Genomic DNA, 16,056 nt, shown 5'->3' on the forward strand with positions numbered 1-16,056 from the left:
TATCACTAGAATTTTAAAAGGTAAAAACAAATAGTTAATATTGAAAGAACATTGTTATGATATAGATCTTCATTATTGATAATCTCGTTAATTTTCACTTAATTTTCATTTTTTTTAGATAGAGTATAGATTAAAGCAAGTTTATCGTTTTAACTAACTTAATCCCTATTTATATTGGAGGCAATTTTATTATGACAAGTGCAATTGTGTTGGCAGCTGGAAAAGGCACAAGAATGAAATCAGAACTACCAAAAGTTCTCCATCCTGTTTGCGAAAAACCTATGATTATGCATATACTCGAAAAGCTAGAGGCATCTAGAATTCAGGATAAGATAGTTGTAATTGGACATAAAGGTGAAATGGTAAGAGAAACAATAGGAAATGGTGTCAAATATGCGTATCAATTGGAGCAAAAAGGAACTGGCCATGCGGTAATGCAAGCGATTCCTCAACTTAGAGAGGAAGGCAATACGTTGATTATCACAGGTGATACACCTCTTATTCAAGAAAAAACGATATTATCTTTATTAGAAAAACACCAACAAGCTAATAATGATGGGACAGTATTAATCACAAAATTTGAAGATCCTACAGGTTACGGCCGAATTATTCGTAACAGCGATGGAGAAGTAATTGATATAATCGAGGAAAAAGACGCCAATCATGAACAGAGGAAAATTAAAGAAGTGAATACAGGAATTTTTGTTTTTAAAAATAAAGCGTTAATAGAAGGTATACCACTTGTTGAAAATAATAATGTACAAAATGAATATTATTTAACTGATATGGTATCTATTTTTAATAAACAAAACAAAAAGTTTGGCTCATATTTATTATTTGATAATGCACAAGTGATGGGTATTAATGATCGGAAACAGTTAGAGCAAGCAGAGGAGATTATGAGGAAATACAATAATAGATTGGAGAGCAAAAAATAATTGTCTAAAAGAATACAGGTTGATTTAACTGTTATTTTCTAATTTATAAAGCGATTCTAAATAATTATGTATGAATTCTATTTTATTTTGTATAGATTTTACTTCGTGGTGAACTTGTTTCTTTTTAAACATATGTATTGCTTCTATAACTACAGAGTAAACTGGATTCTTATTGACTTTCGCGAACTAATATATATAAATACATTTTTCATGACCAAATAAGCCTCTAATATTTAGAAATAGATATTGGAGGCTTATCATCTTCCTAATACTTTAACAAACCATAATGAACATAACACGACTTCTTGACAATAAAAAGAGTAGCTAATGGGATAATGAGATGTCCTTTAATTTCCTCTATATCTAATTTTCATTATTTTTTCACCATTGGATAGTAACATAGCAAAAGTAAAGGATATCCATTGCATTTTATCCTGTACTAATCCGATGAAGGAGGAATGAGTAAAATGAAGAAAAAGAAGTTAGTAGGATATATAATGACCGGAGCTTTATCTGTAGGAGTGATAGGTGGTGGGTCAGGAATGTCAGCTTTTGCAGCAAGTGATGCAAGTGATACAACTGAATCAACTACACAAAGTACTACTGCCCTACAAGGAGGAGATTTTCTTCAATCAGAACCTAAAGATTCTATCCTTGACGTACTTAATCAAGTAACAGAAAGTAAGGTAACACAACAAGGGGCAAACGAGGTGAAACTGGCCAATAAATTCTTATCAACTTTAACAGATGAGCAAAAAAGTACCGTTCAATATGAATTTACAGAGGAAAATGCTGCACATTGGACAAACTTACCTGCAAATTCTCAAAATCGGAATGGAGTAGCATTGGGTGATTTATCTAATGAAAGTGTAAAGGCTGCTTTAAAACTCGCAAAGGCTTCTCTGAGTAAGCAAGGATATGAGACATTAACTGAAATTATTAAGGCAGATGAGTTTTTAACGACTGATACAGGTCGAACAGAATGGGGATCAGGTTTATATTATATTGCAATATTAGGTACACCATCTGAAAATGGTGAATGGATGTTGCAAATTAGTGGCCATCATTTAGCCGAAAATATCGTATTTGATGGGAAAGAAGAAGTAAGTGCTACCCCTCAATTTACAGGTTCTGAACCTCAAACTTTTGAATTAGATGGGACAACTTATTCTCCTATTGAAACACGTCGAGATGGGATGTACTCTATCCTCGAATCACTCACAACAAATCAGCTTAATGAAGCCAAGATTTCAGAAACCTTTCGAGATGTAGTAGTAGGAGCAGACAAGGATGGACAGTTCCCAGAAGAGAGCGAAGGGATTTTATATACAGATTTAACTAAAAATCAACAAAAATTAGTTCAAAAAGCTATTAAAGCTTGGGTAAAAGATGCAGACTCCAAAACAGCTAATAAACTTTTAAAAGCTTATTTATCAAAAGAAGCATTATCTAAAACTTATATTGGATGGTCAGGATCAACAGACTACAATGAAGTGGGTTCATATGGTAGGGTAAGAACCCAGCGCCTTTCCGTATTTCTACAGTAGGTTTCCGAGAACTCCCCTCAGAACCGTACGTACTCCTCTCAGAGTATACGGCTCGCCATCTATCCTAGAATCATTCTAATCCATTTTTCCGGCATGAAGTTTGACATGACATCCTCTACAAAGAACAAGCGTTTTCCGTTTTCTAGCTATCATCATTTCTTCCCATTTTCTCTTCCCACGAAGGTCTTTTAGTTTCCTTACATGGTGTACTTCGCACCTGTCGTTTTTCCCACAGTATTCACATTTGTTAGCTAGTAATCTATCTTCGAGAGAGGTGCGCCCTTTATATTTCATTTGATTAGGTTGGGAATCAGTATCGTAGCTTAATAGGTGTTTATCCCTTTCGGGAAGGGTTTTGACTGTTCTGAACCCTTCATTATACAAGGGACGAAACCTTGTTCCTTGCGTCGTTTTGTAGGTGACACCGAAGGTGCCGTTTTTGTCAAACTTTCTATAGATTTTTCTACAAGATGTTCTGTATTTGTTGGCTAATGTCATAGCGCAACTCGTTTTGATTATATTGTAGGCGCCACTTAATTTTCTGACATCTACTGCTAATTTGTAGTACTCATAGAACCCTCTTATCTCTGCATTGTAAGTTGTTAAGATTTCCAAGTCGTCACTATGGATTAGGTTTGCGCGATGACATGCTTTCCATTGTCCATTTTTCTCTACCATGTATTGATTTTTAAATAAAAAATCCCTCATCTTTTCATGTGGTAGATGCAACATTGGAATTCCTTTTATACTTCTTCTAACGATGCCATTGGAAGAGGTTGTTTTTCTGTTCCCTCCGACACTTACCTCATACCCTAGGAAGGGTATTCGCTTAGAGTTGGCATGAGTTATAAGTGTTTTTTCTATTGAGAGTTCCAATTTCAGGTTACTACTTAGAAAATCAGCAATTTTATCTCTAATTTGTGTTGCGAAATCCTTACTCCCTATGACTGCGACGACAAAGTCGTCTGCATATCGGACATATTGTAATCGCTTAAAGTTTTTGTCCATCGGGTCCTCTGACGAAAGTTTTTCTCTTTGTTTTGATAGTTCCTTAATCTCGTTTTTCACCTGTTTTACTTCTTCCTCGCTTAATTTTTGTTCCCTAAGTTTTTTATTACGGTTCCATATCTTGCTATTTAGACTGCGATATTCGGGATTATTTTTTCGTCTCTTCCCATTATTTAAGTTTATTTTCAGTTCCTCCATGAATTTGTCTAATTCGTGAAGGTAGATGTTAGCCAGGATAGGACTTATAATCCCTCCTTGCGGAGTCCCACTATATGTGTTGTTGAACTTCCAATCCTCTATATATCCTGCCTTTAGGAATTTCCAAATTAGATTGATAAATCTTTCGTCCTTTATCGTTTTTCTCAGTAATTTGATTAGTATGTGGTGTTCAATGTTATCAAAGAAGCCTTTAATGTCTCCCTCAATCCACCATTTCACACCCGAACATTTACCTTTTACATTCATTAGTGCCGTATGACAGCTTCTTCTAGGTCTGAAGCCATGTGATGAGTCAAGAAAACGTTCCTCATATATACTTTCAAGAATTTGTCTTATGACTTCTTGGACTAATTTATCTCTAAAAGTTGGTATTCCTAATGGTCTTTTTGTTCCATTTTTCTTAGGATGGTATATTCTTTTTGCGGGATTGGGTCTGTAAGACTCGTCTTTTAGCGATTCGATTAACTTTTCTACAAGTTCGAGATTAAAGCCATCTATGGTTTTGTCGTCTGTTCCCTTTGTCATATTCCCTTCTTTGGCATATATCTTCCCATATGCTTTTAGGTAGAAATCAGGATTATAGAGATTTTTGTAGAGCCCTTCAAATACATAATCTTTATCTCCGGCTTTTTTTCTTAGAATGTCTAAAATTAATTCGGGTCTTCGCATGGCATCCACCATAACCTTCCTTTATTTTTAGATAGAATAGACTGTTCTCCTTCGCCATGTGCTAGGCTTTCCCTAGCTCGGACTACTACGAGAACTCCGTTACCTTATTGAATTTTCATGAGCCACATACCTTGTGTTTCACCACTTGGTATCATCCTCAATAGCCTACTTAGTAGGCATTCCAACTTAGGTAATCCCCGTTTAGTAACTTATCGATAAGTATGATTGAGTTAGGAACCCCTTTTCGTGCGTTCACTCTATACTGAGCGTGGACTGTTATATAGGACGACATATAGAACAATCGTAAAATGTTCTATACTTCTATTAGACGCAATAGTCAAATACGCTAATCATAACAGCATTACCTCTTAACCATCGTAGGTAACGGAACACCATTACTCTCCTTGCACTAGGGTTCAGGCAATCCAGCTTTATTCCTTCTCAATCGTTTCGTCTCGACACTCAGTCGCAGGATGTATGGTTTACCTGACTTGTGCCTTTACACACCATGCTACACTCCCCCTTAGGTTTCCCCTTAGGATAAGGTGGTTGACGATAGAGAGTCGTCTTCTCCATCCTTAATAAGGCAATCGAATAAGTCCCTTACGGGCGCGCTACGAATTGATGGGCCTCGTTTATGGTTAGAAATAGCTTCACAAGAAGGTGTTGCCTACCAAGACGATGTTTCAAATGATGCTCATTTCCACACTGTATGGCGTGATAAACTAATGGATTATGCTGGAGAATTTACAGAGTAAACAATTAAACATTAGATTTTACATTAAAAGCTATTGAAATTTTTAATTTCAATAGCTTTTTTCAGTTTGTTAAGAAACTATATCCTAGCAGCCTGCTCCATTCTATCAATATTACATTTGCGTTCCTACCTTATAAAGAATGTGGTTTGTTAACCTACAATAATAATGCTATGTAGTATATCCTATATAAACTATAATTTATAGTTCGCATAACGAGCATTATAGCTCATAAAATGAAAAGAAATATGAGTATGTAGAATTCAATACCCCCATATGAAATTGCGAATCAAATGAATTTAGACGATGAGCTCAGTGACTGTTCTCCATTAAAAAAGGCTTTTTTTTAATCCCTGTTCATTAATTATTTGGAATGGTGATATAATAAGAACAGATTCAGCAGACCTCTCTACATCCCTTTCTCCCCTATAAAATTCTTATATGGGAATCATCTTTTACATCGTTACTAATCACCCCACATCAATTTACCATTTATTTAAACTTGCTTTATTAACCATAATTCGTCAAAATTAATAATAATCTTAATATATAGTATTTCTAGTTAAATTTAACAAAAAAGATAGTAATTTTCATCTTATAGTAGTCCTAAGATTATCATCATTTTTCCTGAGAATATTCACTTGAGGACCAATTTAAAAAGATTTTGAACTATAAAAGATCAATCATTTATTTCTGATAAGAGAAAGGGTGAAGAGATCATTTATGTATAGGAATAAATGGAGAAAAAAGTTTTTCAAACAGCTAGCATCATTCATGGACTATCATCAACTTCACTGGATTCTAACTCATGACTATCCCGAATGGGAAAAAGAGATAGTGAAACACCAATTAGAAAAAAGATTCCATGAGAAGATTTCCTAGAGCTATAAATTTTACAAGGAAATCGCAATGTATAAAGGTTTAAGGTTTTCTAATCAAAAAAATTAGGACAGTAAAACCGGTTTTAAATCGGTTTTACTGTCCTAGTTCATTTTATACACATGTAAATATCTGTTTATTTTTCAGATGATGCATTTAATGACTGTTCAAAATAATCCCATGTTTGAGCCGTTTCCTTACCTAAATTCCATATTCCTGCACCTTTTAAGTTGTATTTTTGAATTAATTGAAGCTTTGCTTTAATAGATTGTTCATTTTCATACCAAAGCGTATAAGTTCCAGGCGTAAGTTTTGTTCCATTGATCGTACTTGGCTCATCAGTTGATTTAACTGTAAAGGTAGCCTTAGCTGACTGATACTCTTCATCGTAATCGATTTCTCCATTATATCTTTCGATAAGAGCGTCTACGTTTTTCATTGGAATATCAATTCCAAGAATTGTTCCATCATCATTCCAAAGCCTTCCGTAGAAAGGTACTCCTAAAACAATTTTCTCAGATGGCACGTTCTGTGATAAAGCATATTTAATTGTTTTTTCTACAAAGGAAAAACTTGCTACTGGTCCAGAAGTCTCATGATCAACCGAATGCTCATCATATGCCATCAACATTAGATAATCACTGTATTGAGCTAATGTAGAATAATCATAAGCTCCTTGCCAACCTGTATTCCATCCTTTAGGATTTGCTGCGACTGCAACTGAAAGCGTCTTTTCGTCAGACAGTTTCTCCTTTATAAGTTTTACAAACTCGCTATAATCTTCCCTTTCTTCTGCTGTAACATTCTCAATATCAACATTGATTCCATCAAGGTTATATTGTTCGATTGTACTAGCAATCTGAGAAGCTAACTCCTCTTTATTTTCTAGAGCAGCTTTAGCCTTATCCTTGTCCCAATGATCACTTAAAAATGGGACAACCGCAACCGATTGTTCATGCATTTCTTCTATGAATGAGGAGTTAATCTTTTCGGTTTCCTGAAGTGTTCCATCATCATTCAAGTTAAAGTAGGCAGGGGAGACTTCATCTAAAGCTCCCTGTGTCCTTTTAACGTTTTGAAGATAGTTACTAGTATTTCCTTCATACAGATAAGACATGATAAACTTTTTATCCTTATCCTCATCCGGAGCTGCACTTACTTCGTAAAAAATAAAGGCACCTACTGCAATGACTATAAGTAAAAGATATACTTTTATTTTCCCCATTTGATTTTTTCCTCATCTCCTGACTAACTTACAAAAATACATATCGTAATGATTTATCTTTACGCTCCTTTCTCTATCTCTTTGTCAGGAAGCTTAACATTTCCTGAACGTTTTAGCTTATTCCAGCCTACTAGAATTCCTTTGAAAGCAGATATAATGGATTTCCAGACTGTATAAGTTAAGAAGTAACGATAAACAATACGCTGGACAAATAATAATAAAAGAGGTTTCACATTTGCTTTTTCTAATCTAAACGAATAAAGCGAAGCTAAGAGATCAACAACTAGAAATCCAACATAGAAAGTAAGAATTTTAGTTGTATCTCCAAACAATCCAACCACAAAAATTAAATCAGCTAAAGGTGCCAATGCTTGCAGAACATACTGTAACCACATATTTGGAAGGCCAACAAATCCTAACGTTTTTTGTTTTGGATTGAATAAAGCCCCTCGATGTTTCCATAAACATTGCAAAATGCCATACGACCATCGGACACGTTGTTTTATAAAGCTTTTTAGGTTTTCCGGTGCTTCAGTATAAGCATAAGCATTTGGCTCATAAGTGATCTGATATCCTTTACGCAACAGTTTTAAGGTAACATCTGTATCTTCTGCTAATGTATCGTCTTCAAAATATCCCACCTCGACAACAGCTTTTTTACGCCAAGCTCCGATAGCACCCGGTACAACCGTGATACAATTCAGTTCATCAAAAGAACGTCTTTCAAGGTTACAACCTGTTACATACTCAACATGTTGCCATAAGGTTAGAAGATTTCGGACATTTCCTATTTTAACGTTACCTGCGACAGCTGCTATTTGCTCATCACTAAAATTATCAACTAGTAATGATATGGCATTATGGGCAATAGAAGTATCAGCATCAAAAATAACGATGATTTCTCCGTTAGATTCGTTAAACCCTCTATTAATTGCCGATGATTTTCCGCCATTTTGTTTTGTAATAAGACTCACTCTCTCATCATGTTGAAATCGATCAGAAACTATCTTAGCTGTCTGATCAGTAGAACCATCATCTACAACAATAAGATCGAAATTGGAGTAGTCACTCTTTAGAATAGAATGAATCGTATTTTCGATTACATTTTCTTCATTATAAGCTGGCAAAATAACACTGACAGATGGATTAAACCCTTCTTTTCTTTGTCTATTTTTATAGTTCTTTTTATGTTTAAAACTAAAGAACACTAAGAATAATAAGCGAGTAATCCCTATAATAATAGCGAGCGTGAAGAATAAAGTTCCAAACTTTGATAAGAAAATATATACAGTATCCGCTATTTTATAAAACACCATATATAAATTCGAACTTTCCTCCACTGTAGGCATAACATCGTTACGATCTTTTCCTATTAACTCATTAGGTGTTACAAAAGTGTAGCCCTTCTCACGCAAAGTATCAATGATTTCAGGAAGAGCCTCGGTGGTAGTAGACCGGTCTCCTCCAGCATCATGAAGAAGGATGATATTACCGTTACCGAGATTCGTCTCTGTTACTCGTTTGACAATCTCATCACTCGATTCAGATTCCCAGTCCCTACTGTCAATTAAAGAACCAACCATGGTATAACCCATTTCCTGAAATTCAAATACGGACGAAAGTTCATCTACCGAATAATCAGCATCCGTAGTATAAGGCGGACGTAACAGATTTGTAGAATGACCTGTAATTTGTTCGATAAGTCGTTGAGTAGAATTTAATTCTGCTTTTAATGTCAAAGAACTATCTTCTGTTATATCTGAGTGACTAAACGTATGACTTCCTATTGTATGTCCCTCTCTATATATTCGTTCTACTACTTCAGGATAAAGAGCGGCCTGTTTTCCTAAAACAAAAAACGTTCCTTTTACATTTTTTTCGCTTAAAATATCAAGTATTTGAGGTGTGAAAGTTGGATCAGGTCCATCATCAAAGGTTAAGGCTACCTTTTTACTTTCTGTTCCTCCAAACCGTTCAATATAATAAGGAACAGGGTATTTTTTATAAGTTTCGAGACTGATAAGCCCCTCTCTATCTAATTTAAGACTCCTTAATCCTTCCTCAGAATCTGAAGAGATTTTGATAATATCGCCATCTCCTGTGAATTGAATTGGTGTTACATTTTCTATTGTTTTCAGCTCACTAACATTATCCTCTATAGAAGTTGTATCATCTAAAATATCCCAAAAACTACTTTCCTCATAACCAAGGTTTTGGATAGCAACTCCTTTTATTCCATGTTCCATAGCTAATTTTAATTGGTTATAGGATGTTACTGCATCTAAAAACCAAATGATATGCTCTTGATAATCTTCTGTATATCTTACGTAAGGCGTTCTACTGTCTTGATCCCACTGGACTTTTAAGTCTGATTCAGATACTTTTTCCATAATTTCTGAATATGTTAAATATTCCCCTTGTTTTTCACTATCTACAGTCCAATCATATCCGAAGTTCGCTAAGGAAACGATTAGCTTATCGGAGGAAACAGGGAACTCATCCAATATTTGTTGAGACCAATTAGCAGAAGCCACAGATCCTGGCTCACTTGCTTCGTAATGTTCATCAAAAAGCATTAAAATCATACGATCTACGGTTTCTGAAAGGGAAGAATAATCATAGGCTCCATCATCTGGTGGCACAGTTAAGATAACCTGTAGGTTATGGCTGTAAAATAGATCATACAGCTCAGACATAAACGTTGTAAAAAGTTGCCTATCATCCTCATTCAACCCTGTAAAATCAATATTAATTCCAGCGTACTTGTCCTCTTTCACTTGTTCGTATAAAGAGTTAATGAATGCTGTACGTGACTTAGATGAATGAAGTAACTCATGTAATGTTTCTTGATCTGATGCACTTTCTAAACTTAGTCGAGGTATTACTTTTACATTATTTTTTTTGGCTAACGCATCAATTTCGTCTTCTATGGATTTTGTAATTGTTTGATTGGAGGTTAAATTATACCAGTCAGGAATGACGACGCCGAGGGACTCAATATTTTCTACTAACGAAGATTTACTAGTATCATCGTCTTTTTGATAGAAAGCATATATTTCATCTTCACTTACTTCAGAAACAGCGTTTTGATTATTCAAACTTACTTGAAATGAATCCTCACTTGAAGATGTAATTGATTCATTAATTGATGTAATATTGCTTTCCTCTTCTAATTCTAATGCCGCTAAATTTGGATTTTTGAACAAACTTACACCAATCACTGAACTAACAACAACAGTAAATATCATAAATATAATTGTAGCTATCCTAATTGTTGACCATCGTTTTCCAGATAAATCCTGAAAGATAAAACTTGTTCCCTCTGTTTTTTTCGATTTTCTTGACAATCTATAGTCACGCAACTTCAAAAGAATTTTCTTAAACAGAATTACCACTCCTTGATTCTATAAACAAAACAGTTTCAGCTTTTTAATATATCTACAAATCTCTTAAGAAGTTTTAGTACAGATATGTAGACTACAATCTACAGTCAATTAATGACTTATTCTCTATAAACGGCGCCTATCTAACTTGTCCATGTTCCTTAAGTCATCGTTTAAAGTGAAATAGTCATCTATATGACAAATTGTAAAAGTTCTATGCTTCTAGTCATCTTTTTATAGTTTAATTAGCAACTTTTTTATTTTTAACTTCCGTTTTATGACTTCGGTACTTTTATTCCTAACATGTTCATAACCACAAAGTCTGATCCAGTTTCTTGATATAACGTATCTATTAATTCTTTAAGTTCTAAAGGCGCTTTATCATAAAGTGCAGCTATATCTGTTGCCGCTTCAACGGAATAAGACTTGATAAAATGTTTGTAGTCATCCTCCTCAGCATTTTTATTTAAATATTTGAATAAAGTTTTTATATCCTGCCTTTCGGTTTGTTGATTTGCAGAGTAGTCATATATTATTCCTAAACGTGCAGATGAATCTCTGGCCATTACATAGCCAAATATTTTTTTCTTTATCATATGAAGACCTCCTAAGGTGAAATATTAATTATTGTAAGTTATACATGTAACTTTACTTCTTAAAAGTGAAAAAACGATGAAAACAAAATAGTTTTTAGCAAAATAAAAAAGCTCAGATTTTACCAATCTGAGCTTTTTATACTTTTTAAAAGTAAAGACATATATTCATTTTCTTTCTTATATTAATACTTGATTTACGGAACGAGTTTTTTTACTACAGGGATTTTTTTTATAATAAAAACGGTGATGGAGCTAATACATACTACGATTAATATACTGATAGGTATTGCAATAAATGCATGTAAATTCAAGAATAACTTCATAATGACAGAATCATAGAGAACTCTTATTACTAGAATGTGAATTAAGTAGATTCCAAAACTTGATGTATTTATAAGTTGAGCAAGATAAGGAATCTTCATCTCTCTCTTTGTAAGTTGATATCTAAAGAAGATAAATAAACCAATGGATACTAAAAGCACATTAGGAGATTGATCTTCATACCAAAATTCATTCAAAACTCCTTTTGTTTGCAGAGTAGCAAGATACGTCCCAACGAATGTAGAAAACAAACCAATTACTATCCCTATATAACTCATTCTTCTCCACTTTATTGGAATCTCATAATGTGATAAATAATATCCTAGAATAAAGTATCCTACATAATTTGCGGTATAGTTAAGCTCAATGTAGAAACTAAGTTCAAAGTATTGATTTAAAATTCTAAGCAGGACGGCTACAAGGAACCATAATGATAAACAATATAGTATATCTTTCTTAGAAGCATGCTTTACAAAAATCTTTAATAGGGGGGTAACGATGTACATGGCCAATATCATATACATAAACCAAAGATGAACACTAATGCTATTCGATAAGATTAATTCGATAAAATCAGATATCGAAAGTTGAAAATTCCCTTCATGAACTTCGTATACATAGTAAATAGCACTCCACCCTATAAAAGGAATGAGTACTTTATTAAAACGCCTCTGAAAAAAGAATTTATACGTTAACTCCCTCTTATCGTTTAATAATAAAGCACCACTAATCATTACAAAAACAGGAACGGCAAAACGAGACATTGAATCAAATAAATTTCCAGTTAACCAATTGGATAAGTGCTGATCATGCAAATTAACAGCTAAAGTTTCATAAGCTAGATGAATCGTAACAACGGCTATAGTAGCAAGAATACGAAGCCAGTCTATGTATAATGATCGGTTCATTGTATCTCTCCTAATTATTTTCATTTTTAAATATCGTATTTTTAATGTTCTCTTTCTTTTCCTTCAATCTCATTCTAAAAGAAAATGGTGAAAGAATAGTGAAAATCAAAGCAGGTGTTAAATTAAAATAAATTCTGCGTAAAATATCCGTTTATACGTTTTTCATCAAACTTTATTTTAAAATTATAATAACCCCACCAAAAGCTTAAGGTTAATGAATCTTACCTTCTGCTTTTTGGTGAGGTTTAACTGAAAAAGGAATTTGGACTTTAAAAGTACTCCCTTTATTTAGTTCACTCGAAACGGCAATTGTTCCTTGATGAACGTCCACAATCAATTTCGCAATCGAGAGACCTAGCCCATGTCCGGCAATTTGTTTTGAACGTGCTTTATCCTCTCTGTAAAAGCGTGCAAATATTAGATCATAACTTTCCGGGGCAATACCGATGCCTGTATCTTGAACAATTATTTGAAACATTTGAGGACTAGAGGACTCAATGGATAAAGTCAGGTAAACCTCTCCTCCGTTCGGTGTATACTTCACTGCATTATCTAGTAAAATGTATAACAATTGAGTTAGCTTTTCTGAATCTCCCCGTATCAGCAACTGATTAGGAGCTTGTAAATGAAGCTTGATTTGCTTTCTTTTTGCCAACGTTTCAATAGAATGAACCGTATTTTCAACAACAGGACGAAAGTCAAATATCTCATCCGCCCGTTCTATTAAATCTGAATCTGAACGAGCTAATGTCAGTAAAGCACTCACTAGTTTCGTCATCCTTTTGACTTCTTCTTTCATCGTGCCTAATAATTTTTGAGCATAGTCCTTTTCATTCAGGGTTCCGACCATTTCAATGGCATTAATCGAAGAAAGGAGCACACTTAAAGGGGTTCGCAACTCATGAGAAGCATCAGCCGCAAACTCTTTTTGTCGAGAAAAGGCTCTTGTGATTGGTATCATCGCTTTCTTTGACATCAAGTAGCTAATATATACTGCCACACCAGCGAACAAAATAATGATTCCGATTAAAAGAATCGGCAGCCGTTTAAATGAATCATAAACAAAGGAGATATTCTTTCCCATATAAAGCGTTCCAATTAATTGATCTTTATAATAAATCGGTTGACCGGTAATCATAAGTCGGACTTCTTGAACATTCGTAAAATCAGGCGGTGTATTCTTCAGGATTTTTTCATCTCTCATATCCTTTACCTGAACGACGGCTTGGTGTATTTCATTATGTTTTGGAGTCCAATTCTTCACTAAATTTGTTAATTGGTTACGTAGTGTAGGAACCATTTCATCTCCTATAAGTAAATTTCCCTGGGGATCTGTTATATAATAAAAAAACCGATCATAATCCGCAACAATGAGGTCTTGACTTTCCCTCCTTTGAAAAGCTTCTCTTCCATTTTCCCTTAAATAATCTTCTACAAGACTTGTTTCTCGTCTAACTAATATTCCAAGTTCGTGTTTTTGACCATTTAAATTAACTGTGTAAAATACTAAATAAACAATTGTCACAATAGCAATAAGAAACAGTATAAGCAGTCCACTGTATAAAAGTGTTAAACGTGCTTGAGTGCTTTTAAAAAGATCCCTTTCCCGCCGCTTCCTTACATTGCGTATACGTGAAAGAAAGTTAATTTTCACACTTATACCCCACCCCTCTTATACTTTGGATCATATCATGTTTCCCAAATTGACCGAGTTTCTTTCTTAATAGCTTAACTGTTGCATCAATCGTTTTAATGGACACATCTGTATCATATCCCCAAATTCGATCAAGAATCAGTTCACGAGGTAATACTTGTCCCCTATTTTGCAGTAATAAGTCTAACAATTGAAATTCACGTGGACTTAACTGAATTTCTTGGTCATCTTGAAGAACTGTCTGACTTGTGCGATTTAGTATCATATCAAGGAGATGGATTTCTTCTTCCTTGATAGGAGCATAATTTCGACGCGAAAGAGCACGCAAACGGGCAAGTAACTCTTCAATTTCAAATGGTTTAATAAGATAGTCATCTGCCCCTGAATCAAGTCCTTCTATCCGATTTTGGACAGTATCCTTTGCTGTTAACATTAAAATCGCTCCAGAATACCCCTTTTTTCTTAAACGGCGGCATACTTCTACTCCATCTCCATTGGGCATCATCCAGTCTAGTATTAAAATTTCATAGTGAGCAGCAAGAGCATAATCATAGGCATCCGATCCTTCCATTACCCAATCTACTTTATATCCCTCTTTCTTTTTAAGCATAAAACTTATTAATTCACCAAGTTGCAAGTCATCTTCTGCTAAGAGGATATTCATCATTAACAAACTCCTTTTTATTATTTATCTAGTAGTAATTATTAAAACTCCCGTATTTTTTATAAATGGTTCTTATATATATTCAGCACTCGCACGGTGATTTCAAATCCCTATTTCTTGTACAACTATTTGAAACATTTAAGGACTAGAGGATTCAATAGACAAAATCAAGTAAACTTCGCCTCCGTTTGGTATATACTTCACTGTATTACTTAATAATTTGTATAACAATTGGGTTAGTCTTTCTTGGTTTCCTCGTAAAAGCAGCTGACTTGGTCTTGAGGCTTAATTTGTTTTTTTGTTGCTGAGTTTTCAATAGAATGAACGGTTTTCTTGGCAGAAGGGCGGAAATCGAATGTTTTATCCGGTCGTTCTATTATGCCCGTATCTGAACGTGCTAATGTCAGTAAAGTGCTTACTGATTTCGTCATTTTCTTAACTTCTTTTTTCATCATTTCTAATAATTTTGAAGCATATTCTTTTCTACTTGAATTTTCGTTCATCTCCATTGAATTAATGGAGGATAAAAGTATACTTAGCGGAGTTTGCAGTTCATGAGACACATCAGCAACAAACTCCTTTTGCCGAGAAAAGGCTTGCGTAATCGGTATCATCGCTTTTTTTGACATTAAGTGACTAATATATACTGCCACACCACCAAATAAAATAATGATTCCGATTAAAAAAAGCGGCAGCCGTTTAAATGAATCATAAACAAACGAGATATTCTTTCCCATATAAAGCGTTCCAATTAATTGATCTTGATAATAAATCGATTGACCTGCAATCATAAGCCGGACTTCCTGAACATTCGTAAAATCAGGTGATGTATCATTTAGGATCTCTCTATCTCTCATATCCTTTACCTGAACGACGGCTTGGTGTATTTCATTATGTTTTGGAGTCCAATTCTTCACTAAATTTGTTAATTGGTTACGTAGTGGAGGAACCATTTCATCTCCTACAAGTAAATTACCTTGAGGATTGGTTATATAGTAGAAAAAGTGATCATGATTCGCGGCAATGAGGCCTTGACTTTCGCCCTCTTGAAAAGTTTCTTCATCATTCTCTATTAAATAAGCTTCTACAAGATGTGCCTCCCGCTTAATGGTAGATTCTAATTCACGTTCTTGGTTATTAAAAATGTTGATGTAAAGCAATAAATAAATCCCTACGATAAATAGAATAAGAAATAGCACAAGAACCGCACTAAATAAAAAAGTCAAACTAGTTTGAGTGCTTCTAACTATATCTTTTCTCTTTCTATTTCGTGATTTACGGATATTTAAC

At 34.3% G+C, this 16,056-nt stretch carries 11 protein-coding genes; 3 read left to right on the top strand and 8 right to left on the bottom strand.

Annotation, left to right across the window (positions count from 1 at the left end):
- The first annotated feature begins 191 nt into the window (after positions 1–191).
- A complete protein-coding gene (locus B9N79_RS20645; protein ID WP_052264291.1) occupies positions 192–938 on the top strand; it encodes a sugar phosphate nucleotidyltransferase in 747 nt (248 codons plus the stop codon).
- Positions 939–1,405: 467 nt separating this feature from the next.
- Complete coding sequence (locus B9N79_RS20650) at positions 1,406–2,485, top strand: DUF3500 domain-containing protein (protein ID WP_167555138.1); 1,080 nt, start codon at positions 1,406–1,408, stop codon at positions 2,483–2,485.
- 75 nt (positions 2,486–2,560) lie between these two features.
- On the opposite strand, the gene B9N79_RS20655 is transcribed toward B9N79_RS20650, so the two are convergent.
- On the bottom strand, positions 2,561–4,381 hold the full coding sequence (locus B9N79_RS20655; protein WP_085118920.1) for a reverse transcriptase/maturase family protein: 1,821 nt from the start codon (positions 4,379–4,381) through the stop codon (positions 2,561–2,563).
- Positions 4,382–4,926: 545 nt separating this feature from the next.
- Here B9N79_RS20655 and B9N79_RS20660 point away from each other — a divergent pair.
- Entirely contained in the window at positions 4,927–5,139 is a 213-nt protein-coding gene (locus B9N79_RS20660) for a DUF3500 domain-containing protein (protein WP_085118888.1), read from the top strand.
- 1,012 nt (positions 5,140–6,151) lie between these two features.
- Here the strand turns inward: B9N79_RS20660 and B9N79_RS20665 are convergent.
- The 7 genes from B9N79_RS20665 to B9N79_RS20695 form a co-directional block, all read right to left on the bottom strand.
- Entirely contained in the window at positions 6,152–7,240 is a 1,089-nt protein-coding gene (locus B9N79_RS20665) for a glycosyl hydrolase family 18 protein (protein ID WP_053102076.1), read from the bottom strand.
- Positions 7,241–7,299: 59 nt separating this feature from the next.
- A complete protein-coding gene (locus tag B9N79_RS20670) occupies positions 7,300–10,587 on the bottom strand; it encodes a trifunctional glycoside hydrolase family 18/polysaccharide deacetylase/glycosyltransferase family 2 protein (protein ID WP_046217497.1) in 3,288 nt (1,095 codons plus the stop codon).
- 311 nt (positions 10,588–10,898) lie between these two features.
- Entirely contained in the window at positions 10,899–11,219 is a 321-nt protein-coding gene (locus B9N79_RS20675) for a hypothetical protein (protein WP_046217035.1), read from the bottom strand.
- A 194-nt stretch (positions 11,220–11,413) separates the two neighbouring features.
- Entirely contained in the window at positions 11,414–12,448 is a 1,035-nt protein-coding gene (locus tag B9N79_RS20680; RefSeq protein ID WP_046217034.1) for an acyltransferase, read from the bottom strand.
- A 211-nt stretch (positions 12,449–12,659) separates the two neighbouring features.
- A complete protein-coding gene (locus B9N79_RS20685; protein ID WP_046217033.1) occupies positions 12,660–14,102 on the bottom strand; it encodes a sensor histidine kinase in 1,443 nt (480 codons plus the stop codon).
- Positions 14,092–14,766: a response regulator transcription factor gene (locus B9N79_RS20690; protein WP_040058461.1), complete on the bottom strand. Its 675-nt coding sequence runs from the start codon at positions 14,764–14,766 to the stop codon at positions 14,092–14,094. The genes B9N79_RS20685 and B9N79_RS20690 overlap by 11 nt, the downstream gene beginning before the upstream one ends.
- A gap of 236 nt (positions 14,767–15,002) precedes the next feature.
- Complete coding sequence (locus B9N79_RS20695; RefSeq protein WP_167555139.1) at positions 15,003–15,992, bottom strand: sensor histidine kinase; 990 nt, start codon at positions 15,990–15,992, stop codon at positions 15,003–15,005.
- Positions 15,993–16,056: the final 64 nt, after the last annotated feature.

The sequence above is a fragment of the Priestia filamentosa genome, assembly GCF_900177535.1.
GTDB classification, from domain to species: domain Bacteria; phylum Bacillota; class Bacilli; order Bacillales; family Bacillaceae_H; genus Bacillus_I; species Bacillus_I filamentosa.

Excerpts from the sequence above, each read along its gene's own strand:
- B9N79_RS20650 (WP_167555138.1), top strand. The coding sequence starts at position 1,406 with ATGAAGAAAAAGAAGTTAGTAGGATATATAATGACCGGAGCTTTATCT.
- B9N79_RS20665 (WP_053102076.1), bottom strand. The coding sequence starts at position 7,240 with ATGGGGAAAATAAAAGTATATCTTTTACTTATAGTCATTGCAGTAGGT.
- B9N79_RS20645 (WP_052264291.1), top strand. The coding sequence starts at position 192 with ATGACAAGTGCAATTGTGTTGGCAGCTGGAAAAGGCACAAGAATGAAA.
- B9N79_RS20690 (WP_040058461.1), bottom strand. The coding sequence starts at position 14,766 with ATGAATATCCTCTTAGCAGAAGATGACTTGCAACTTGGTGAATTAATA.
- B9N79_RS20675 (WP_046217035.1), bottom strand. The coding sequence starts at position 11,219 with ATGATAAAGAAAAAAATATTTGGCTATGTAATGGCCAGAGATTCATCT.
- B9N79_RS20655 (WP_085118920.1), bottom strand. The coding sequence starts at position 4,381 with ATGCGAAGACCCGAATTAATTTTAGACATTCTAAGAAAAAAAGCCGGA.
- B9N79_RS20680 (WP_046217034.1), bottom strand. The coding sequence starts at position 12,448 with ATGAACCGATCATTATACATAGACTGGCTTCGTATTCTTGCTACTATA.